The sequence below is a fragment of the Pseudomonas sp. QL9 genome, assembly GCF_041409665.1.
In the GTDB taxonomy this organism is placed as follows: Bacteria; Pseudomonadota; Gammaproteobacteria; order Pseudomonadales; family Pseudomonadaceae; genus Pseudomonas; species Pseudomonas knackmussii.
The window spans coordinates 5,752,315-5,774,030 of the sequence record NZ_CP166971.1; the positions used below are offsets into that span (position 1 = coordinate 5,752,315).

16 protein-coding genes are annotated in these 21,716 nt (G+C 61.7%); all 16 read right to left on the reverse strand.

Annotated features, from left to right (window positions below):
* Positions 1–21: 21 nt before the first annotated feature.
* Positions 22–1,605 (reverse strand): type VI secretion system protein TssA, encoded by a 1,584-nt coding sequence (tssA, locus tag ACA097_RS26750; protein ID WP_371367232.1) that lies wholly within the window; start codon positions 1,603–1,605, stop codon positions 22–24.
* Positions 1,602–4,964 carry an ImcF-related family protein gene (locus tag ACA097_RS26755; RefSeq protein WP_371367234.1) on the reverse strand — a complete coding sequence of 1,121 codons (3,363 nt, stop codon included), beginning with the start codon at positions 4,962–4,964 and terminating at the stop codon, positions 1,602–1,604. Before ACA097_RS26755 ends, tssA begins: the two co-directional genes overlap by 4 nt.
* Positions 4,961–6,118, reverse strand: coding sequence for a hypothetical protein (locus ACA097_RS26760; protein WP_371367236.1), 1,158 nt, complete (start codon positions 6,116–6,118; stop codon positions 4,961–4,963). The genes ACA097_RS26755 and ACA097_RS26760 overlap by 4 nt, the downstream gene beginning before the upstream one ends.
* A gap of 3 nt (positions 6,119–6,121) precedes the next feature.
* Positions 6,122–6,388 carry a PAAR domain-containing protein gene (locus ACA097_RS26765; RefSeq protein WP_371367238.1) on the reverse strand — a complete coding sequence of 89 codons (267 nt, stop codon included), beginning with the start codon at positions 6,386–6,388 and terminating at the stop codon, positions 6,122–6,124.
* Positions 6,389–6,596: 208 nt separating this feature from the next.
* Positions 6,597–7,085 (reverse strand): hypothetical protein, encoded by a 489-nt coding sequence (locus tag ACA097_RS26770; RefSeq protein WP_371367240.1) that lies wholly within the window; start codon positions 7,083–7,085, stop codon positions 6,597–6,599.
* Between the two features lie 169 nt (positions 7,086–7,254).
* Entirely contained in the window at positions 7,255–8,031 is a 777-nt protein-coding gene (locus ACA097_RS26775) for a hypothetical protein (protein WP_371367242.1), read from the reverse strand.
* Positions 8,028–8,822: a hypothetical protein gene (locus ACA097_RS26780; protein ID WP_371367244.1), complete on the reverse strand. Its 795-nt coding sequence runs from the start codon at positions 8,820–8,822 to the stop codon at positions 8,028–8,030. The genes ACA097_RS26775 and ACA097_RS26780 overlap by 4 nt, the downstream gene beginning before the upstream one ends.
* Positions 8,819–9,613, reverse strand: coding sequence for a hypothetical protein (locus tag ACA097_RS26785; RefSeq protein WP_371367246.1), 795 nt, complete (start codon positions 9,611–9,613; stop codon positions 8,819–8,821). The genes ACA097_RS26780 and ACA097_RS26785 overlap by 4 nt, the downstream gene beginning before the upstream one ends.
* Positions 9,610–11,766: a lipase family protein gene (locus ACA097_RS26790; RefSeq protein ID WP_371367248.1), complete on the reverse strand. Its 2,157-nt coding sequence runs from the start codon at positions 11,764–11,766 to the stop codon at positions 9,610–9,612. The genes ACA097_RS26785 and ACA097_RS26790 overlap by 4 nt, the downstream gene beginning before the upstream one ends.
* 137 nt (positions 11,767–11,903) lie before the next feature.
* Positions 11,904–12,425: a hypothetical protein gene (locus ACA097_RS26795; RefSeq protein ID WP_371367250.1), complete on the reverse strand. Its 522-nt coding sequence runs from the start codon at positions 12,423–12,425 to the stop codon at positions 11,904–11,906.
* 354 nt (positions 12,426–12,779) lie between these two features.
* Positions 12,780–13,145, reverse strand: a complete 366-nt coding sequence (locus ACA097_RS26800) for a hypothetical protein (RefSeq protein ID WP_371367252.1) — start codon at positions 13,143–13,145, stop codon at positions 12,780–12,782.
* Between the two features lie 51 nt (positions 13,146–13,196).
* Positions 13,197–13,970 (reverse strand): hypothetical protein, encoded by a 774-nt coding sequence (locus tag ACA097_RS26805; RefSeq protein WP_371367254.1) that lies wholly within the window; start codon positions 13,968–13,970, stop codon positions 13,197–13,199.
* Positions 13,971–13,973: 3 nt separating this feature from the next.
* On the reverse strand, positions 13,974–16,703 hold the full coding sequence (locus ACA097_RS26810; protein ID WP_371367256.1) for a type VI secretion system Vgr family protein: 2,730 nt from the start codon (positions 16,701–16,703) through the stop codon (positions 13,974–13,976).
* A 2-nt stretch (positions 16,704–16,705) separates the two neighbouring features.
* On the reverse strand, positions 16,706–19,357 hold the full coding sequence (gene tssH / locus ACA097_RS26815) for a type VI secretion system ATPase TssH (RefSeq protein ID WP_371367258.1): 2,652 nt from the start codon (positions 19,355–19,357) through the stop codon (positions 16,706–16,708).
* 111 nt (positions 19,358–19,468) lie between these two features.
* Positions 19,469–19,960: an Hcp family type VI secretion system effector gene (locus ACA097_RS26820; protein WP_160287193.1), complete on the reverse strand. Its 492-nt coding sequence runs from the start codon at positions 19,958–19,960 to the stop codon at positions 19,469–19,471.
* Between the two features lie 15 nt (positions 19,961–19,975).
* Positions 19,976–21,712, reverse strand: coding sequence for an OmpA family protein (locus ACA097_RS26825; RefSeq protein WP_371367260.1), 1,737 nt, complete (start codon positions 21,710–21,712; stop codon positions 19,976–19,978).
* Positions 21,713–21,716: the final 4 nt, after the last annotated feature.

Below are 21,716 nucleotides of genomic sequence, written 5' to 3' on the forward strand. Positions count from 1 at the left end.
GAATGTCCTTGAGAAATAAGATCAGCCGCAGAGCACGGCTGCGCGTACCGGATCGACCGCCACCAGCGAGGCCAGCAATCCGTCCATGCGCCGCGCCAGGGCGGCCTTGTCGGCATCGTTGCGCTGGGCCTTCTGCCGCAGCAGCTTGAGCAGCCGCGCCTTGACCTCGAAGCTCAGCTCCGGCTCCCAGTCGCCCAGTCCTTGCTGCTGCGCGATGGCGTCCAGTTCACCCAGCAGGTGCAGCGCCAGGTCGGCCTTGCCGTACTGCTCGGCCACCCGCGCCATCAGCAGGCGCAGCAGCCAGCGCTGACGGCCGGTACGGATGTCCGGGCGCGACGCCAGCCAGGCCAGCGCAGCCTCGACGCCGTCGCTGTCGGCCTGGGCCAAGGCTTCGCTCTCCAGCGACAGCACGTCATCCACCAGAGCGGCCGTCGTTACTGCAGGCAGCCAGGGGGCGGTCGAGTTACCGGTGACCTGCTGGGCGATCCACTCCAGGGTGGTTTCGTCGGCGAATGGCGTGCCATCGCTCCAGCGCAGCTCCTGCAGGCCCGGCAAGCGTTCGAGGAACATGCCCAGGTCGCGCTTGAGAATGTCGGCCCAGGCCTCGTGGGGAATGCCCAGCCGGCCGAGGGCCTGGCAGAGATACCACTGCAGATCCAGCCAGAAGTGATTCACGCCTTCGCCATACATGCGCCCGGCCTGTTCCAGCAGCTCCGTCCAGCTCTGCTGCAGGTACAGGCGCTTTAGCTGCGCGCGGTACTCGGTGCGTGGCGGCGTCAGCCGGGTATTGCCATTGGCCTCCTGCGGTGGCAGCTGATGCACCGTGTCCCAGCGCAATCCGGTGAGCAGCCGGCAAGCGGCCAGCCAGCCCTGCGGCTGGTCGCGCAGGTAGGCGGCCAGGACCTTGCCGTTGTCCAGCAGGTCGCGCCCGGACTTGATTGCCGACAGGCTCGGTTCAGTGACCTGCACCGCCGGGTCGCCGTGCGCGGCGATGTTCTGTGGCACCAGCGCATCCACGCCACCGGACTGCGCCAGGCGCATCGACAGCGCCCCGTAGAGTGCGCCCAGATTCGGGCGCTCTGCTTCCGGCCAGGCGGCGAACTGCTGCTCCAGCCAGGCGAGCGCCGCCACCGTGCGCTGTGCCTCGGCCTTCACCACTTCCGGGTACAGCGACAGGCTGTCCAGCACCTTGCCGCTGGCCAGCCACTCCAGGGCCATCCGCCGGCTGTTCGAGCGAGTCGGCGACATCTGCCCGGCGAAGCGCTCGATCAGCGCTGCCAGCAACGTCAGGCCATCGGCCAACCCTGCCTCGCCATCGCGCTGCAGACGTGCCCACAGGTAGTAGGTGGCCACCCGCAGGTCCTTGCTGCGGCTGGTCAACAGCTTCTCCGCCAACAGCCCGACGCGCTCGACATCCACCCCGGAGAGTTTGTTGACCTCCTCGCGCATGCTCTGGAAATCATCGTCGTAGCCGGGGTCTTCCCCAGTTGGCGATGCCGCGCTGATCGGCTCCAGCCAACCAGCCCAGGCCGCCGCCTGCTCACGGGCCAGGGCCAGCGCATCGCGCCCATCCAGGCAGGTGTCGAGCAATGCCTGCAAACTCATTCGTACTCCTCGTTGATGGCATAGGGATCGGCGCTGTTCGCTTGGGTCGCGAAGATCCGCTCCGGCAGCTTGAAGCCGCGCAGCTGCAGCAGCGCCAGCGGCCCCTGGCCCAGCTCGGTGCGCAGGTGCCAGGTCAGCGGCAGGCCGTCGGCGGCTTTCAGCACCACCTGGAAGCGCGTGTCGCTGTCATCCAGCGGCGTGACCTGGGCCTGCTCCAGCAAGCGGATCAGCCCCCAGGTGCCGGCGTAATCGCCAAACAACCGGGCGCCAGTGCGCACGCTGGTCCAGCTCAGCGAGGCGCCGGGGTGATCGATGCGGCTCGGCCAACTGAAGCTCTGCCAGAACTCCATCTGGTTGAAGTACTCCAGGCGCTCGCCGTCGACGATCAACGTGGTCTGCACCACGTCGCGCACCGGCTTGGCCTGCAGCTGGAAGGTCAGCCCCATGCCGCCGTCGGTGTAGAGCAGGTCGGCCAGGGCGCTGAGCTGGTTGATCGCCTTGAGGAACGCCGGATCGAAGTGCAGCCCCTGGCTGTTGCCGGCGTCCGCCACCCAGCGGTTGCCTTCCTTGCGCAGCACGCCGCCCAACTGGCCGGCGAGGAATTGCTCGATGCGTCCGCTACCGCCGCGGATCATCTGCCCGAGCATGGGCAGCGAGGCGTCGCTGCCGCTGCCAGCGAAGGGATAGCGGCCGTCGAACGCGCGATTCCAGTTGCTGATGATGGAGCGCTGCCACTGCCGATTCAGGCTCTGCGCCGAGGGCTGCAGCACGCCTTCCCAGGCCTGGGCCAGCGGCTGCACGAACAGGCTCTGGCCGAAGCCGCTCCACTCCTCGCCGAGGCTGGCAGCGAGCAGGCTGCCGTAGTCGCGGGTGTCGGTGAGGTCGACGCTCTTGCCCTGGAATACCGTCTGCGCGAGCGCTTGAGTCATCGCCTGCGGATCGGCGGCGTTGATCACCTGCTGCAGCTTCAGGCGCACGCGGGTCACGCGGGTCAGGAAGGCTTGCAGGCTCAGGCTGTCATCGTTGCTGGTGGCGCCCTCCTCCTTGCCGAGCAAGGCCAGCAGCGGGCCGAAGGTGGCGTCCAAGGGACCGTGCAGGCCGAGGGCGCGTTGATCGATCACCGGCTGCTTATCCTTGTCGAGCAGTTGCTGCGCCGACTTCATCAGCGAATCGGCCAGCGCCTGGCCCTGGGCACCGGTGCGGCCCTGGTAGGCCAGGGTGTTCATCAGCGCGATCAGCGGCGATTGGCGCACATCGCTCATCAGGCTGAGCTGGTCGATGACTTCCGGCAGGTTGTCCGCCCGCCGCCAGCGCAGGCTGTTGAGGAAGGCCAGCCAGGAGTCGGCGAACTCCTGGAAGTAACGCTCGGTCAGCTGCTTCTTCAACGCGTCGGGTTGCAGGTCGTCGGCGACCTTGTTCTGCCGGTCACTGAGCACCCAGTCGATCTCCTCGCGGCGCGCCTCGGCGATCTCGTCGATGGCCGCGCGCACATGGCCCTCCCAGGCCTGGCGCGTGAAGGCGCCGGGCACGCTGTTGGGCGTGTCGAACAGCGCCTGCGCATCGGTTTCGCCGACCATCTGCAGCAGGTTCAGGTCCGCATAGTTGGTGCCTGCGCCTTCCAGCATCTTCTCGTACAGGCTGGCCACGCCGTTGCGCTGGCCGAGCTGCCCGAGCAGCACCTGGCGCGCCTGGGCCACCACCTTGGAATCGGTCTGGATGCGCCAGTCGGGATGGCTTTGCAGGTGCTCGGCGTAGAACGCCCAGAGGCTTGGCGACAGGCCCTGCCAGAGGCCGGGTTTGATGCCGGGTCGGTCGGCTTCGAGGCTGTGCAACGCCTTGGTCAGGAAGGCGGCATCGACCTTTTCCGGACGCGCCAGCATCAGGTAGGCCTTGAGTTGGTCATGGCCTTCAACGGCACGCGCGGCGCGCTCGGGGCTGCCCGGGGGCAGCGCGGCCAGGTCGGTCAGTTGGCGTTCGAGATGGGCTTTGGCGCTATCGCGCAGCAAGCGATTGTTGGCCTCCGCGTAAAAAGGCCAGAGCGCGGCCTGCAGCTCGGCATTGTGGTTCAGGCCAAAGCGCAGGAACCAGGGCACGCCCTGTTGGGCCTGGTAATCCAGCCGGCCAAGCTCGCGGGTCAGCTCATGCAAGGCGGTAATCTGGCTATCGAGGTCACCGGGCTGGCGCAGCACACCCAGCGCCGTCTGCGCATCGGCGATCTGGCTGCGGTTGTTGGCGAACGACAGCAACAAGCCCAGGGCCCAAAGGACTGTCAGACCGAGCACCAGGCAATACGCCGCACGCGGCGCCGACCAGCCCAACCGACGACCACGACTCTCGCGGTCATCCAGCACGCCCTGCCAGGCCGCGTCCGGCCACCAGGTATTTTTCAGCACCCCATCAGGCGACTTCTGCGGCAGGCCGAACAGCAGCCCCCGCAGCGGCAGGCGGCGGTAGGAGTCGCCCTGCAAGGGTTGCAGCGCCTCGCGCCACTTGGCGATGCCCTCGCCTTCCAGCTCATGGCCCAGGCGCAGCAGGAAATCATGGGCGGTGTTGGACTGCATTTGCCGCCAGCCGCGCTGGCGCAAGAGATCGAGCAGCCCACGCAGCTTGGCTTCGACATCCGCAACCGTCGCTCGCGACGGGAACAGGCAACCAACCGGCTGCGTCTTGCGCCCTGCCTGTTCCCAGTCACTGGCGCAGACCTGCCAGAGATACAGCGGCGCCTGCCAGCCCAACGTCTTGCCAAGATCACGAAGACGGCGCACGCCCGTGCCCAGCGCTTCCACGTCGTCGCGTTGCGCTTCGCTCAACGCCCAGACGACACCATCCAGCGGCCGCCAACGGCGCAGGCCTTTGACCAGGGCCAGGGTTTGCGCATCCAGATCACCGGCCAGGCTGCCGCCCCGGAGCAGGACGGTGCCCTGGCCTTCGAGCCACTTGTCTTGGCTCAGGCCGGGGGCGATGGCGTCGAGCTCGGCCGACTCGCCGACCACCAGGAACAAGCGGATTTTGAAGGGCCAAAAGAGGCCGTACTGAGTCCGCAATTGCGCGCGTACGGCCGCTGGTGGCTTTATCCCAGCTGTTGGTTTTGGGGGCGCACCTTCAGGGGTCGGGAATACTCCGGACAACTGTCCCTGCTCACGATGATCCTTGCGCTTCAGAAACGCTTTGAGTACCGGTGTCCAATAAATAGCGACACCGAGCAGAGCCGACAGCAAGATGGCGTACACCCTGTCACGCGTCTCCTCCAGCCCGATGTGCGCTCCAAACTGCCAGATGGCCCATCCAAGGAGCACGCCGAGCGCAATGAGCCATACGGCTGCACCTACCCGGCGCCATGATTTGCCATCGAGCTTCATGCCGATACCTCCGCGGCGACCGTTGCTATCCAGCCTTGGGCACCCTCGTCTGCCAGCAGTAGCAGCGGGCGTTGCCGGTGGCGCGCCATTTCAACGCCCAGGGCCATCGTCAGCCAGTGCGTGAAGGGGCCGGGCAATCCACACAGCGCGGATTGCGTCCACAGGTTTTCCGCTTTCAGCTCCCCGCCATGGGTACTCGCGAGGGCCAATAGTGTCCGCACTGTCGGCTGACAGGCATCGCGTTCGGTTAGCACGCCGGCTGCCTGGCGGGCGAGCGATTGCGTTTGCAGGAACATCGAAAGGTCGTCTTCCAGCTTCTCGCGGCCCAACGGCATCGGGCGAAGCACATGGGCTGCCGCGGTGGACGGCGCTTCACCATGGGCATCGGGGCAAAACAGCAGGGCCGCCAAGCCATCGGAGTAGCCATCCTTGCCATGCAACTGGATGATCAGCAACAGCTCCATGGCGGTGTCCGGAGCCTTGAGGCGGGCTTCGATTTCTCCATAGGAAAAGTCGGCGAATACCGAGCATCGAGCAGGCTCGGGGCGCTTCGCGAGCCCTTGCCAGGCCTGCCGCCAAGCCAGCTCCAGGCGCTCGTGATGTTCAGGCTTCGCATCGCTCAGCAGCGTTACCCGCAAGTCCGCCTTGGCCGGTAGCTCGGCCAAGGCGGGCCCCAGCGCCTTGATGAGCATTTGCAAGCCCGCACGCTCGCGCTCCGTCGCATCGGCAGGCAGCCCGGCGATACGTTTGGCAATCGGCGGGCTGGGCGGCAAGCTACCGCGCTGCATCAGGGCCGCAGCTGAAACCTGCTCGGGCAGGACGACGCAGCACGCCTTGATCGACAGATAGCGCTGGGCCCAGTCCGACCAGGCACGCTGAGCGACGTCAGCCTCTTCTTCGAGAAACTGCTGGTCACTCAGCGCCCCGCCATAGGCATAGGCCCGCCCAGCGAACGCAAGCAACCACAGCACAATGGGCGCAAGGCAGAGCAACCAGACGTTCACAGTCTTGAGTTCCGGCACGCGCTCCGATGCGGCCAGGAGAAACAACATTACGCCGATCAGCAGCGCCAATCCCCCGGCACCCAGCCAGCGCGCCAAGGAAAGCGGCGCAGGCGATTCGGCGACCGGAGGCAAGCGACGATTCCACCCCATGGGTCACTCCACCGCCCAATCGGGGGCACTGGAAATTACCTGGCAGCCACAGGCGCAAAGGCAACCGTTGACCACCAGGGCGCGGCCGTTCTCGGACCAATCCGCGCAGCCCTCGACGATCGGATTTACGCCGTGACCGGGAATCGGGCAACTGACCAGATCGCCCACCAGCGCAACCGGCTTACCGCACGTTTGCTGGGTGGAAGACGCGGAAATGACCTGGCCACCGTGGGTGGTCTTGTCGCCCAGTAATACAAAACCTCGAGACATAAACTTCAAATCCTTATGAGAACAAAAGCGCCTAGAAAAAACGGTCTTGCACGCGCAGCCACAGGGGTTGTCGTTGCGGCCGGCGAAAGAGAAGCGGAAAGTTGTTCATGGCATAGTAATTTTGCGTGTTATCCAGGTCGGGTATCCGATAGAAGAAGGCACGCTGCGGCGGCCAAACAAGTCGTTTAGGCATAAAAATACTGCAGGGTCACAGCGCGTCAGGAAACTCAATTAAAATGTCGCAGGGCTTTTCCGTGGTGAAGAGCACCGTATTGCCTCGCGCATCGCTCACCGACGTATACCTATCTTTCTGGTCGCACTGACTGATGATGGTGTACTTGGTAAAAGGACTAGGCTCGCCTTTATCGTCCTTTAGGGCGTACGAGGCGCCATAGATATAGTCGCGATAGGTTGGAATCACTTGATAGTCCTTATCCTTCAAGTCACCCTTGACAACGAATACACCAGTTTCACCATTTTTATTAGCCACTCCCCGTGTAGCATCCTTCCTGCCTGCGGAGAATCTTGCCCCAGGTGCAAGTTTGACGATCTCATGGCCATTGAAGTCGATGAAATATGTATTCTCACTACCTTTTTTGGCGCCAGGATGATGCGCGATACTGCCATTAATATCTGTCGTGCCAGTACAGCCACTCAATACTGAAGCTAAAAACACGAATACAATCTTTTTCCACATTAAAAATCACCTCTTATTGCTTGAAGCAAAAGCTGACGGTCTCCCCGCCCGGTGGCGGCGAAAAATCATGGTTCCGGGTTTGCGCACAACCGCCCAGGCTGATCAGCAGCAACAGACCGCAGACGGTGGAAGGGATAAGGGAACACTGGTTCATGGCATCAATTCCTCGCTACTTACCTACCATCTCCTTAAGCCTTTCGATATTTGGATCAGAGTTTGCAAACTCCCTGGTACCGTCAGGATAAATATTCTCTGCCTTCTCACCCTCACCAAAACTCTTCACACCAATAGTTTTTACAACCATATTCGAATAAAACACTGGCTCAAAAGCAACTTTCCGAGCAGATAGCGACCTGTAAGTTAAAAATTTTTGCGAACCGAGTAACTCTATAATTTCTCGGTGACCATTTAGAAATATCTCGCTCAGCCAGGGAAAGTACTCCTCCCTAACCAGCACATCTCCATCTATATCTACAACCCCATACATACTTTGCTGCTGAGGCATATTCAGATCAAAAATAATAATTACCTCTCCCCCGCCCGCATACTCCACTTTCCGCCCAAACTGCGACGTATTCTCGTAATGCACTCCAAGAGTCACATTGCTCAACTTCCATTGGCAGGCACCGCCGCCATCTCGTGCGAGCCGAGCCTCATATAAGTCACTCTGCCCTTGGCGTTGTGGCACCACTTCGATGGCATGGGCGCCATCGATCTCATAGCGCTCACCGGAACCGTCGGAGCGTTTGAGCGGGCACTTTTCCGAGCGGTACATCACCCGCATGGTGTCGGCAGCCAAGTCCTTGGGGACTTTCACCGTTACGCTAACGGTCTCCCCGCCCGGTGGCGGCGCAAAATCATGGTTCCGGGTTTGCGCACAGCCGCCCAGGCTGACCAGCAGCAACAGACCGCAGACGGTGGAAGGGATAAGGGAACACGGGTTCATGGCGTCAGCTCCTTTGCTTGGTCCGTCTCGACTGACGGGGCCGACTGCCCCCGAGGCCGTGCCCGCATGATCTCGATCGGCACACCAGCTTCCTGCTCCCGGCAGAAACGCTGCAGTGCCTCGGGGCCGCCTTCCATCTCCTGGGTCATGCGCACGGTCATGGGCATCAGCTTCTGCAAGGCAAGGAAGTGCTGGTTGCGCTGCCGCTCCGCCTCGGGAGAGCTTGGGTGATAGGTCTGCTTTTCGAAGCGCTCGCGTTGCGCCTTGCGCTGCAGCGGCCGCGCCGGGTCGCTCAGTTCCAGCAACTGGTTGTGCAAGAACGGCAGATAGTCATCGATCATCGAGTGATCCAGCGGGTTGGTGCGGCTGGTGCTGCGATCAGGGTTCGTGTGCGGCGGGAAGTAGTTGCGCATGCTCTCCTTGTCCAACTTCTTCATCAGCGCCTGTTGCTCTTCCCCGGCGTAGCGGCTTTGCGCGCCGTCCAGACTCGGCACCAGGTAGAGGAAGGCACGCTCGGGCAGCGGCATGCTGATGGTGCTGTAGTAAGGCGCGCCCAGACCCTCCTTGCTCTGGTAGGCCGGGTAGTTCGAGGCGCGCTTCACGCTGTGCTGGTCGGCGCGGTAGTGCATGGCGAGCTTGCCGTGGTGCCAATAGAGGTCGCCAAAGCCCGTCAGCTTGCTGGCTACCAGCTCGGGCAGCGACCAGGCATAGCCCAGGGAGGTCCCCAGGGGGCCGAAGGCCTCGTATAGCGCGTTATCCAGCTCGGCTTCCGGCGGCGAAGACAGCATCATTGACCGCGCCCCAATCGGATAGCCTCCAACTTCTCAAAGCTGGGCTCACTACTGCCATCGGCAATGGCAGTTCCATCGGGGTAGGTAATCTGCGTGTAATTACCGTCTTTTTTAATTTTAGGACCGACTGAATACACCACGCTATTCGTGTGCAAATAGGGCTCAAAGATCACATTCTTCGCATGTATGGCTTTGTAAGTAATAAAAATATCGTCATCGCCAAGCAGCCATGCTCTCTTTTCATGGCGAATAAGAAATTGCTCGTCCACCCAAGGGTAATAATTCTTCCTAATCAACAGATCTCCACTTACCTCCTCAGGATCTTCTAGCAGCGACCTTTGCTGAGGCTGATTGTCATCGAAGATCACAATCACCCCCCCCCCGCCGCCAGGCAGGACGTTTTCGCCAAAGCGCGCAGTGTTCTGGTAATGCACGCCAAAAGTCACATTGCTCAACTTCCACTGGCAGGTGCCGCCACCATCCCGAGGCAACTGGGCCTGGTAGAGATCGCTCTGCCCTTGGCGTTGTGGCACCACTTCGATGGCATGGGCGCCATCGATCTCATAACGTCCACCGGAACCGTCGGAGCGTGTGAGCGGGCACTTTTCCGAGCGGTACATCACCCGCATGGTGTCGGCAGCCAAGTCCTTGGGGACTTTCACCGTCACGCTGACAGTCTCCCCGCCCGGTGGCGGCGAAAAATCATGGTTCCGGGTTTGCGCACAACCGCCCAGGCTGACCAGCAGCAACAGACCGCAGACGGTGGAAGGGATAAGGGAACACGGGTTCATGGCGTCAGCTCCTTTGCTTGGTCCGTCTCGACTGACGGGGCCGCCTGCCCCCGAGGCCGTGCCCGCATGATCTCGATGGGTACGCCGGCCTCCTGCTCCCGGCAGAAACGCTGCAATGCCTCAGGGCCGCCCTCCATCTCCTGGGTCATGCGCACGGTCATGGGCATCAGCTTCTGCAAGGCAAGGAAGTGCTGGTTGCGCTGCCGCTCCGCCTCGGGAGAGCCTGGGTGATAGGTCTGCTTTTCGAAGCGCTCGCGTTGCGCCTTGCGCTCCAGCGGCCGCGCAGGGTCGCTCAGTTCCAGCAACTGGTTGTGCAAGAACGGCAGATAGTCATCGATCATCGAGTGATCCAGAGGGTTGGTGCGGCTGGTGCTGCGATCAGGGTTTGTGTGCGGCGGGAAGTAGTTGCGCATGCTCTCCTTGTCCAACTTCTTCATCAGCGCCCGTTGCTCGTCCCCGGCGTAGCGGCTTTGCGCGTCGTCCAGACTCGGCACCAGGTAGAGGAAGGCACGCTCGGGCAGCGGCATGCTGATGGTGCTGTAGTAAGGCGCGCCGAGGCCCTCCTTGCTCTGGTAGGCCGGGTAGTTCGAGCCGCGCTTCACGCTGTGCTGGTCGGCGCGGTAGTGCATGGCGAGCTTGCCGTGGTGCCAATAGGGGTCGCCGAAGCCCGTCAGCTTGCTGGCCACCAGCTCGGGCAACGACCAGGCATAGCCCAGGGATGTACCCAGGGGGCCGAAGGCCTCGTACAGCGCGTTATCCAGCTCGGCTTCCGGCGGTACGCTGGTGATGGTGTCGGCATCGTTCACATGGCGGAAGTGGGTAACGTCGCCCAGGCTTTCTACGGCCTTCTGGGTGAAGGTGCGGGGCATGCCGTAGGTGTAAAGCACAGGGGTCGAATTCCGTAGCTCTGTGGAATGGATCAACGCCAATGCGCCACCGAGGCTATGACCACAAATAAAGAGCTTCTTGTTCGCTATTTGCTGTTCAATTTTCAGGAATCGCGTTGAAAAAAGCTTCTTCGCGATCTCAAACGCCTGCAAAAAACCGTCATGCACGCTACCCGTTGAGGTCAGGAAGGTGCACTGATTCCCGGGCCGTTTCACGTCGCATCCGGAGCCATCAGCTGGCCTTGGGCGGTACTGAGCATCGGTCAGCCAGTCGAGGGGTTCGTTGGTGCCACGCCAGGCCACCAGCACCTGCTTCTGGTTGCTGGCGTAGAACAGCTGAGTGTTCTCGATGACGAGCAGGGGCGTGTCCGGGGCGCCCTGGGGCGCCGTGGCGTCGAGCGTGTCCAGCATCACCGCGGTGGTGTAGCGCTCGTCGAAGGGCACATCCACCACCACCGCGGGGAATTGCTGCCCCTTGGTGTCGAGCATCTTCGGCGTGCGTGACAGGTCCAGGCACTGGCGCAGGAAGAACTCTTCCACCGCGCCGAATTCCTTTTCCGGATGGACCTTGCGGCCTTGCTTGCGCTTGTCATGCACCACGGTGCTGTAGGAAAGGTTGGCCATCAGCCCCAGGTTGTAGGCGTTGACCATGCTGTAGTCGGTCTGGTGGTGCAGCACCAGTTGCCAGGCGCGCAAGGGGCAGACCTCCAGCACGTGGCGACGATCCAGTTGCTCGGCGGGCACGGTGAAGCCGGAGAAAGTTGGGTCCGGAAAATGGAAGCCGGGCAGTTCTTGCTTGTTCGCCAGCGGCGGATCGAACTTGGGCAGGCGGTCGCACAGCTGGCCGATGCGCAGGTAGTGGTACTGGTGCCCTGCCGCCCGCGCCTCTTTCTCGACGGGCGAAAAACCCGCTGGCGGCGCCTCGTAGGTGTAAGCATAGAGCCGCTCGACTGGCGCCTCGGCCCGCATCGCCCTTAAGTGACGGGTTTGCAGTTCCTTGGCCAGCGGGTCGGCGGTCAGCAGCAAGGTGACAGCGATCGAATGCAAGCCCTCGATTCGAATGACGCCCTTGGCATCGCTCTGGCCCGAGCACTCGGGCGCGCACAGGGCCCGAGTCGCCTCATTCACCGCGTGATAAGGCATGTTTGCCAGCGGATTGCCCAGTTCATCGAGAAGCACGAATTCAATCCAACTCGATTGCTGTTCGCCTCCGCGTACCGTTTTGGTAGAGGTCACGGTATCCGTACGATGTTTTCTGTCGGTCATGTCAGTCCTTTAAAACTTCACCCAACTTCGAACCAGTTTCCAGCCAAGAAATTTGGTTGCCTAGAAAGCAGCAGCCATTAGCGTTATTGCAGAAAAAGAGCCACTCATACCTGGCCAACCGTGCAGCCACTCCACGCTCAAGGGCAAGTAGGCTCGATATCAATGTTCAGATAGAAATACAGATGTTCCAGCAGGCGCCCCCTGCTCTTTTCGTAGAGGTTGATGCCTTCCATTCCGTAGCATTTCTCAAAGGCAATTACCTCGCCCTCTTTAACTGCTGTAATTCTATCGGGCGATACTCCCTTTACCGTATCGGCATTTATAACGGCAATCCCAAACCCCTCAGGCATTTCAAGAGCCGGGCCCTTCAAGTTCGCTTGATACAGAAAGCCGTAGGTACCCGCTTGCGTGCTGACCTTTTGACTCTGGCCTACATACGTAAAAGCATTACTTTCCACCCGCCCACAACACGCTGTTACGCCTGCATCCGTCTGGTACTGAAAGTTCACGGCATCGTTTTTATCAAGCCTTACACTGGAATGCAGGTAGATCTGGCCACCCTGCTCAATGCTCAAAATCTCGAAAAAACCCACCCCAATATCCGCAGCCGCGCACACAGAGGAAAATCCGAAAATAAAAATTATAAATATAACTTTCATAACAATTAAAAACCCAAACCTGAAAAAATAAAATCCAAAAAATCAGGGCCTACGCAATCCTCGACAGGCATCTGACCTCACTTCTCCACCCGCCCTAACAATTTAAGCCACTTAACCTCAGCCCCAGGCACGCAAATCCTGCCCAAAAAAGCCACCGATAAGCACACATAAGAACACCTCATCTAATCGCCGCAAAAGTTATCACACCCACGGCACGAATTAATTGCTCCCGATCAATCGTCTAATAGTTGCATTTTTCGCCAATTCTTCATGGCGCTGTCTCCATTATTGGTAAGCACCGCAACAAAGCCATTCATCCCGCATTAAGTCGCCAGCCAAAAATAACAAACCAACTCACTTAATGAACTTTCCGCAAATGAACAACCCAACAATCAAGGAGCAACTAATAAAAGCAAGGCCGGCCGCACAGCGCATACGCATCAAGATTCTCTCTGGTAGCAAATCAAGCTCCGAAGGCAACATATCCCCCCTGGCGATATGTATGCGCGACCCAAGGACAGCTCCTGAGGCAATCATAAGTACCGTACAGCGCCCTGCAATCGAGCCACCGCCCCAAATTTCATAGTAGGAGGAAATAACCCGACTCTCTCTAAAAATCTCGCCAATCTTTTGCGCATCATAAATTGCCATGTAGACAAGCAGCAGGACGAGAGCCACCACTAGAAAAATAAATAAAAGAATTACTGAAACTGCGCCCATCCCCCACCTCTCAATACACACCCAGTGCCTGAGCCTTGAGCCATCGCCAATTCAATTAACAGCCCACTTTGTATATTCTTCCAACTCATCATCAAAATATTCTGTCGTTGCTGACGCGGCCATACCCCCAGCGACGCTACCTGCAAGCAACAATGCAATCGTGCATACAGGCGCTCCGGGGCCGCATACTAGACTGACCGCCATGCTCGCCAACGCGGCCCCAGCAATTCCTCCGGCTATAGCAGTACCTTGTTCAACTGATTCCTTGGCTTTATTTTCCGCATTTGAAATTTCATACGCGGCATAAGCAATGGTCACTACGATCATTACTTTTCCGGTGACTTTAAGAACCTTATTCATTGTGTTAAATCTTGCATCAGGCCGCGCAGATGATTCGATAAGCTCGTAGTAAACGGAGTTTTTCTGTTCAGCCCCAAGCTTGAGAAATTCTTCTCCATGCAATCTAAGCGACTTCTCGTTTAACAATTGCTCTAGTGGCTTTGATATTTTCTTTCGCCCTTCCGCAATGGCCAGCCCGTGCGCAGAAGTTTTTGCTCGAATTTCGGCCATTATTTTGTTCCGTGCCTCATAGCAGAATTCAGCTGCTTCTTTCACCGAGACCTTCCCTGACTTGACCTGCTCAAGCACCGTCGCCTTAACTCTTTTCACATTCGAATTGTAATTCTCCCTTTGCTTTGCATCACTAATAAAGTCAGAGGAAAACTTCAGCGCCGCTCCTTCGAATGACCCAAGCGCTCGATCCAACGCGTCGTCTGGAATGGGATGTATCTTCTCAGCCAAGTAGTTGCGATAGAATGAATCCATATATTACTCCCCAAGTATCCTAACCATCGCAAGGGCGGCGCTCGGCAGATCTTTCAGCTGTTCGAGATTTTCAACCTCAAGTTGGCTGCAAGCACTGCCTGTAATCGAGTTAAAGCGGACTGTATTGTCGCTCCCAAATTGACCTTCCAGCACAGAGCCGTCATCCATAGTGGCTGTGCACTTTATGCCCTCATAATTCATGCCTTCGGGCCCAGAAAAACCGATCCAGTGCTTCGAGTTAGGGAAGTCAATCTTCAAATCATCCGGCAGCAGCGTATGAACCAGCATGGTCCTGCCGTCTTTGTCCGTTGCGCCGTTAAAGACCTCGCCTGACGCAGTCGTTACCCGGTAGCGGGTAAAGGGCATGGGCGCCTGGCTGTCATCCTTTACTACATAGCGAGCGCTATACCCGCCGGGTAGCTGCGTCACTGGCGTGCTCAGGCTGGCGCTGCCGGACTTCTGCACGTTCGCGGCCTTGAGGTAGATGTTGCCGGGGGCCCCCAGCTCGATATCTCCGCCTTTGATGCGGATGTAGGCACCGCCGCAGTGCAACACGAGTTCTTCGGGCGCACTGATCTCGACCCGACCGGCAGTGCTTTCGATCTTGAGCTCGTTGCTAGCCAAAGCATGGAGGTCTCCATCGCGCGCATGCAGTTCGACCTTGCCGTGGGCCGCCTTGAGTTGCATGCCGGCGGACTGCGCCAGAAGGCTGACCGAGTCTCCCGCCACCACGGTCAGGTCGCGACTTGCGCTGAGGTCCACATTGCGTCCGGCCATGACGCCCACGCTTTCGCTGCTGGACGACAGACAGACACTTTTGGGGCTAAGAACGCCAACACCTTCAGGGGCGTGTACCAGTACACCAGGCTTGGCCAGGCTATTCAGGGCTGCATTCAGTTGAATCTGGCTGTCGAGGTCGCCAGGCTTCACCTGGGCGCTTTGTGCTGCGGCGCGCAGGGAGCGCGCCAGCGATAGGGCGCTGTTCAACTGCTCTATCGCGGCATCCATTCGCAGCATTTCGCCGCTGGCGTGGGTTTGCTTGTCGGCGCTGATAAACACGCCCTTGCCGCTGCGGATGGCCCCCCAACCATCGGTCCTCAGCTCAAAGCCTTCGCCGCGTGGCTCTTGCTGTGCATTTACCAGGTGCCCGAGGTTCAACTGGCTCTTGCCGCTGTGCTCGGTACTGAGCTTGACGTGCTCTTTTCCGCGCTCGTCGTCCATGCGCAGCTTGTTGTTCGCTGGGGTGCGCAGGACGTTGCGCTTGTAGTTGTAGAGGTTGACGTGGTCCGGGTTGCGGCTGTCGTGCAGGGCGTGGGCGATGTAGGGGCGGTCGGGGTCGCCCTGTTCGAAGGCCACCGCCACTTCGGTGCCGGCCAGCAGCGGCAGGTGCAGACCGTGGGTGTCGCCGGCGTAGGGACGGGCCAGGCGCAGCCACATGCTTTCCTGACCGGCGGGCCAGGCGTCGCGGTCGAAGATGAACTGGACCTTGTAGCGACCTTCCTTATCGATGTGGCCGTAGGGGTCGTTCTTGCGCGTGCTGGTCACGCGGGCCGGCACCGTGCCGGCGATGCTCGGCTTCCTGGGCGGCGGCGGGCGGAAGCTGTAGTGGTCGGCGTCGGGGATTGCTTCGAAGGTGACTTCGTAGCTGCTGTCGCGGGCGGCCTTGCAGGTCAGACTGACAATCAGCGCGCCCTTTTCGAAGGCTTGCGGTGCGCCGCCGTCGATCTTCAGCACCTGGCCGGGCAGCAGCATCGCGCTGCTGCTGGTGCCGGAGAGGCGGGTCTGTTGGTTGAGGTAGCGCTCGTGGGCCAGCCGGGCGTGGAAGAAGCTCTCGTCGCTGCTGTGCTCGTGGTCGAAGGCGAACGCATCCCCCGGCTTGGTGTAGGGCTCGGCATAGTGGTAGGCCTCGCCGTAGGTGGATTTCGCGCCGCGGGTCAGGTCGACTTCGGCATCGAGATCGGCCCAGGCCTCGCGGGGGTTGTAGCTGCGGGCGAAGACGCCGGTTTCAACCACCTGGTGGCTGGCCTGCAGGTTCCACACGCTGTCCTGGGCGTTGCTCTGCAGGCCGGACTGCGGGCGCAGCGGCAAGCTGAAGTCACGCTGGTAGTAGCGCTGGGAGTCGTGGAACTCCAAAACGTCGAGCTTGATCCGCTCGTCGAAGCGGATGCAGTACCAGATGCCATGGTCCGCGCAGAGGCGCTGGAGAAAGGCCAGGTCGCTCTCGGCGTACTGCATGATCTGCTCGCGGTCCGGGTAGGTGCGCGAAAGGTCGAGGTGGAACTCGTAGCCTTGGAATCGGTGAAGACGCAGGACTTGCTCGACGATCTCCGGGATGCTCAGGTTCTGATAGATGCGGTACTGCACTCCGTTGCTGAGCAGGGCCAGGCGCGGTTGCAGGCGTACTTCGTAGCGGGCTTCGTCGCGCGAGCCGGACAGGCGCTTGAAGGCGGTGATCACGCCGTTCAGCGTGCGCAGCGGCAACACCGGCTGGGGATTGAAGCTGAATTTCGGCGTCGGGTCGGGCGCCGCGTACAGGCTGAAGCTAGCGGGCTTACCGAGCAGGGCGTCGGCGGCGATATCGCCGGCACTGCTGGTGAACTCAATGCGGTAGCTGAAGAGTTGGCTCAGCCCTTCCTCGCCCTCGAAGGCGAGGACGTCGAGGGGGGCGTGGAGATCGCTGACGCTGAGCTGGTGGCGGCTGTGATCGAAGAACGGGCGGATGCTGTCGAGCATGCTCAGGCCTCCTTGCATGCGTGGCTGTCGGCCTGGGTTTCAGCGTCGTGGAATTGCAGGCCGATCCCCTCCTCTTCGCTGTAGCCGAGAGTCACCGCGCGGCTGACGCACTGGCGAGCCTGGCGTTCCAGCAGCTGCTGGCTGAGCACCGGCAGGATCTGCTGGTTGAGCAGGCTGTCGATGTTGCGGGCGCCGCTGTCCGGCAGTAGGCAGGCCGCCACCAGCGCGTCACTCAGGCCCTCCTCCACTCGGCAGGCAAGGCCGTAGTGACGGAGCAGGCGCTGGGCGACCTGGTCGAGTTTGATGGCGACGATGCGTTTGAGCGCTTGGGCATCCAGCGGCCGATAGATCAGCGTCTGGAAGCGCGCCAGAAGTGCCGGCTGGAAATGATCGCGGAGGATCGGCCGAAGCAGTTCCTGCAACTCGCTGTCGCTGGCCTCAGGGCGTTGTTCCAGCAGCGCCTGCAGGTGATCGCTGCCGAGGTTGGAGGTCATCAGGATGACGGTATTGCGGAAGTCGATCTCGCGCCCTTCACCGTCACGCATGAAGCCGCAGTCGAACACCTGGTAGAACAGATTGAGCACGTCGCGATGGGCTTTTTCCACTTCGTCCAGCAGCACCACGCTGTAGGGGCGCTGGCGCACTGCTTCGGTCAGCACGCCGCCCTCGCCGTAGCCGACATAACCCGGTGGCGAGCCTTTGAGCTGGCTGACGGTGTGGGCTTCCTGGTACTCGGAGAGGTTGATGGTGATCAGCGAGCGCTCGCCACCGAAAAGGCAATCGGCCAGCGCCAGCGCAGTTTCGGTCTTGCCGACGCCGCTGGTGCCAACCAGCAGGAACACACCCTGCGGTGCGTTCTCGGAAGCAAGCCCGGTCCGCGCTGCGCGCAGGCGTTGTGCAAGGGCAGCAAGTGCGCTGTCCTGGCCGATCACCCGCTCGCCCAGTTGTGCTTCCAGTTGCAGCAGATTGGCCTGTTCATCCTTGAGCAGGCTGCCGAGCGGCACGCCGGTCCAGTCGGCAATGACTTCGGCGACGCTGCGGGCGCCCACATCCAGGGAGAGCAACGGCGAGTCGCCCTGGACTTCTTCGAGTCGTGCCTGCAGCTCGGTGCAGGAAGCTGGATCGTGCAGCTCTGCGCGACGCGCTTCGAGCAACTGCAGTGCCGCGGTGCGCTCGCATTGGTACTGCAGCTCCAGCGCCTCGCGCTCTTGCTGAAGCTGAGTCTGATTGGCAGCGATGGCGGCGAGGCGCTCGCCAGCGTCGACGCACGCCAGCTGCGCATCTTCTTGCAGTGCTTGGCGCTCCAGTTCCAGCGCCTCCTGTGCGGCCCTGATTCGCACCAGTTGCTGGGGCTCGCAATCCAGGCTCATGCGCACGCGTGCGCTGGCGGTATCGAGCAGGTCAACGGCCTTGTCTGGCAGTTGGCGACCGGTGAGATAGCGGCGTGACAAGCTCACGGCGGCTTGCACTGCAGCGTCCTGAATGTGTACGCCATGATGGCTGGCGTAGCGTGCCTTGAGCCCGCGCAGCATCAGGCAGGCGTTGGCGTCGTCCGGTTCGTCCACCTTGACCATCTGGAAGCGCCGCTCCAGCGCCGCATCGCGCTCGAAGTACTGCTTGTATTCAGACCAGGTGGTGGCGGCGACGGTGCGCAGCTCGCCACGGGCCAGCGCCGGCTTGAGCAGGTTGGCGGCGTCGGCGCCGCCGGCCTGGTTGCCGGCGCCAATCAGGGTGTGGGCTTCGTCGATGAACAGCAGGATCGGCGTTGGCGATTGCTGCACGGCGTCGATGACGTTCTTCAGGCGCTGCTCGAACTCGCCTTTCACCCCTGCACCGGCCTGTAGCAGGCCGAGGTCGAGCGTGCGCACGCTGACGGCTTTGAGACTGTCCGGCACGTTGCCTTCGGCGATGCGCAGGGCCAGGCCCTCGACTAGAGCCGTCTTACCCACGCCGGGCTCGCCGACCAGGATCGGGTTGTTCTTGCGCCGCCGGCCGAGGATGTCGATGACCTGGCGTATCTCGTCGTCGCGTCCGAAGACCGGATCGATGCGCCCTGCCCTGGCCTTGAGGGTGATGTCCTGGGTGAAGCGGTCCAGTTCGGCGACCAGCGCATCGCTCCCTTTTGCGCTGCCGAGGGCGGCTTGAACCGGCTCGTTCAGCGCGACGCGCTGCTGTATTTCCGGGCGCTCCTGCGACTGCTCGTCGAGCAGCGGCAGCAGGCGTTCGAGCTGTGCTCCGCCGAGGCTTAGCAATGGCCAGGCGGCTTCACAGTCCAGCAGTGCGGGTTTCTCCAGCAGGGCTTCCAACAAGTGAATGGAGCGCAGGTTTTCGCTGTCGCCCTGTAGCGATGCCAGTAGCCAGGCATCACGGATCAGTTGCAGCAGCTTGGCAGACAACTGGGGTTTGCTGCGCACGCTGCGTGGCAGGCCGTCGAGGTGTTCCAGCAAGCCTTGCCAGAGGCCGTCCATGTCCCACTCGTAGCGTCGCGCGATCAGGGTCAGGTCGCCCTCGCCCTGCTCCAGCAACTTGAGCAGCCAATGCTCAATGCTGACGAAGGGATGGGCGCGGGTTTGACAGAGCGATGCCGCCGCGCTGAGCGCTTGTGCGCAGTAGGGGTTGAGGCGGCGGAGCAGTTGGGCTGACGGCTGTGCCATGGGGCGATCCTTGCTGATGTCTGGTGCCTCGCTGCGTGCAAGGCAGAGTTGAAATTCAGTGCGGCCGGAGGCCCGGGGCTGGCGGGAAACCCGCCAGCCCACTGGGCGCTATCAGGCGCTCTGACGCTCGTTCCAGGCGTCGGCGTGGATGATGTTGCCGTCCTTGTAGGTCCAGGTGATCTTCTCGTAGCGCAGCTCGATCTCTTCGAGGTGGTTGTGCTTCTCCTTGGACGGGTCCTTGATGTCGTGCATCTTCGGCGCCACCTTCACGACCTTGACGTTCTCAAGCTTGGTGTTGAAGTACTCGACTTCCTGGCCGGCGTCGTCGATGCGGTACCACTTGAACTCCGCGCTCTGCAGGGTCTGGCCGGTGCTCACGGCCTTGTACAGGTAGGGGCTGGAGGCATCGACTTCCTTGGTGAACTTGAACGGTGTGTGGATGCGGGTGCCGGTCAGCTTGCCGGTGTTGTTGTCGGTGGGGATGTACAGGCTGTGATCCTGTGCAACCACTTCGACGCTGCCTTCTCGGCCCTGCACGTCGACCGAGCCCTTGAGGTCCGCGCCGCCGTCATCTTTCAGCCACAGGTAAACCGGAATAGCCATGTGAAGTTCCTTCTACTAAGGGATGGAGGTCGCTTGCTGTTGCAGCGACCGCTGAGGTCCGCCCGCTGCCTGAGTGGGTAGCACGCAGGCCCCCACTTCCGGCACCAGGCGGATATCGACCCGGCGGTTCGCCGCGCGACCGTCGGGGGTGTCGTTGTCGCCGATCGGCTGGCGGGCGCCGAAGCCCTGCACGGCGAAGCAGCTGTCGGGGATGTCGCCCATCGCCTGCATCCAGTCGCGCACGGCCGCTGCGCGATCGCGGGACAGCTTCAGGTTGCGCCCGTCGTCGCCGGTGGAGTCGGTGTGCCCGGCGATGACGATCAGCCAGCCCGGCTGGGCCTTGATGTCCACCAGCGCATTGATCAGCACCTTTTCCGAGCCCGGTTTGAGCTGGGCGCTGCCGCTGGCGAACAGGGACAGGCTGTCCAGGCGCACCGGATCGGGAATCTTAGGTTCCGGAGGCAAAGGCGGCTGGCGGTAGCTGGCGATAGTGCTCAGCAGTGGCGTACGCAGGCGCTCGCCGCGATACAGGCCGAGCCCCAGTCGCAGCGGTTCACCCAAGCGGTAGTACTGGTCGAGGCGCGCTGCGTCGGTGCGCAGTACCGCCATCGCCAACTCCTGCTGCTGATACTCGGGCTGCCCCCGGTGTTCGGCCTGCGGGATGGCATGGAACCGGCGCAGGTCGTCGCTGACCTGGCGCAGCAGCAACAGGTTCTGCCAAGCGGAGCTGGCCAATGCGATGGCCGTGGCAAGGGCGAACAGCCAAAGGGCCGCTACCCCGGCTCGACGTCCCGGGATGTGCTCTGTCTGTTTCGGCAGCAGATGCAGCAGCGCATCGGGGAACGGCAGGGAGCCCTGCGCGTATTCAGCAGGCTCGTTGGCCTGCGTATGGAGCCCGGTGCGCTCGCGCAGCCATTGCAGCCAAAGGTTGCCAGGCTGGGCCGCGGGTATCGCTGGGACCATGGCAATGGCATATCCAGCGCTTGCGCATGGTGGATCGCGTTGGTCCTTCGATTGCAGGTGCGGCAGCACGTCACGAGCCAGCCAGGACGCCGCGCTGCTCAGTTGAATGCAGGCTTGCGCGCGGTTCACTCTGCCTGCGAAGTCATGGGCGCCCTTTTGCCAGAGGGCCAGGTCGAGCGGCGTCCCCGACTCGCGAGCGGCGAGACATTTTTGACCGGGTTCCCAGGAGAACCAGGTGCCAGCTGCCGCCGGTGTTGGCAGGTAGCTGACCAGCAGCAAAGGCAGGCGCACGCCACGCCGACGCACCACGGCAAGCTGATGGCGAAAGCTGCGCAGGCGGCCGGCGAGCACGGCGTTATCGCTCTCTTCGCTGGCGTTGACGACATGCAGCACACTGAGCTGCTGCAGCCAGTGCTCCCGGTGCGCCAACAACGCATCGACGAATGCGGGCAGTTGCTCAACGGCTGGCACTCGCAGGTAGCAGCCCTGTTCGGTCTTACGCACATCGCCGTTGGCGCCGAACAACGCCGACAAACCATCGCCACAAACCAGCAGCACCGGCTGGCGATAGCTCGATTCCGGCAATGCCTGGTCGGCGAGCAGGCCCAGCGATTGTTGCTGGCGAGCGGCCTTGCGCCCGGTCAGCACCCAGGCACCGGCCACCAGCAGGACGACCAGCCCGGCGGTCAGGAAGCGAAGGCGAGACTCCAGCGGCAGGAACAAGCAGACCAGAACCAGGGCCAGCGCGCCGGCCCAAATGCACAGACCACGGGTCAGTTTCAGCACCATGCGT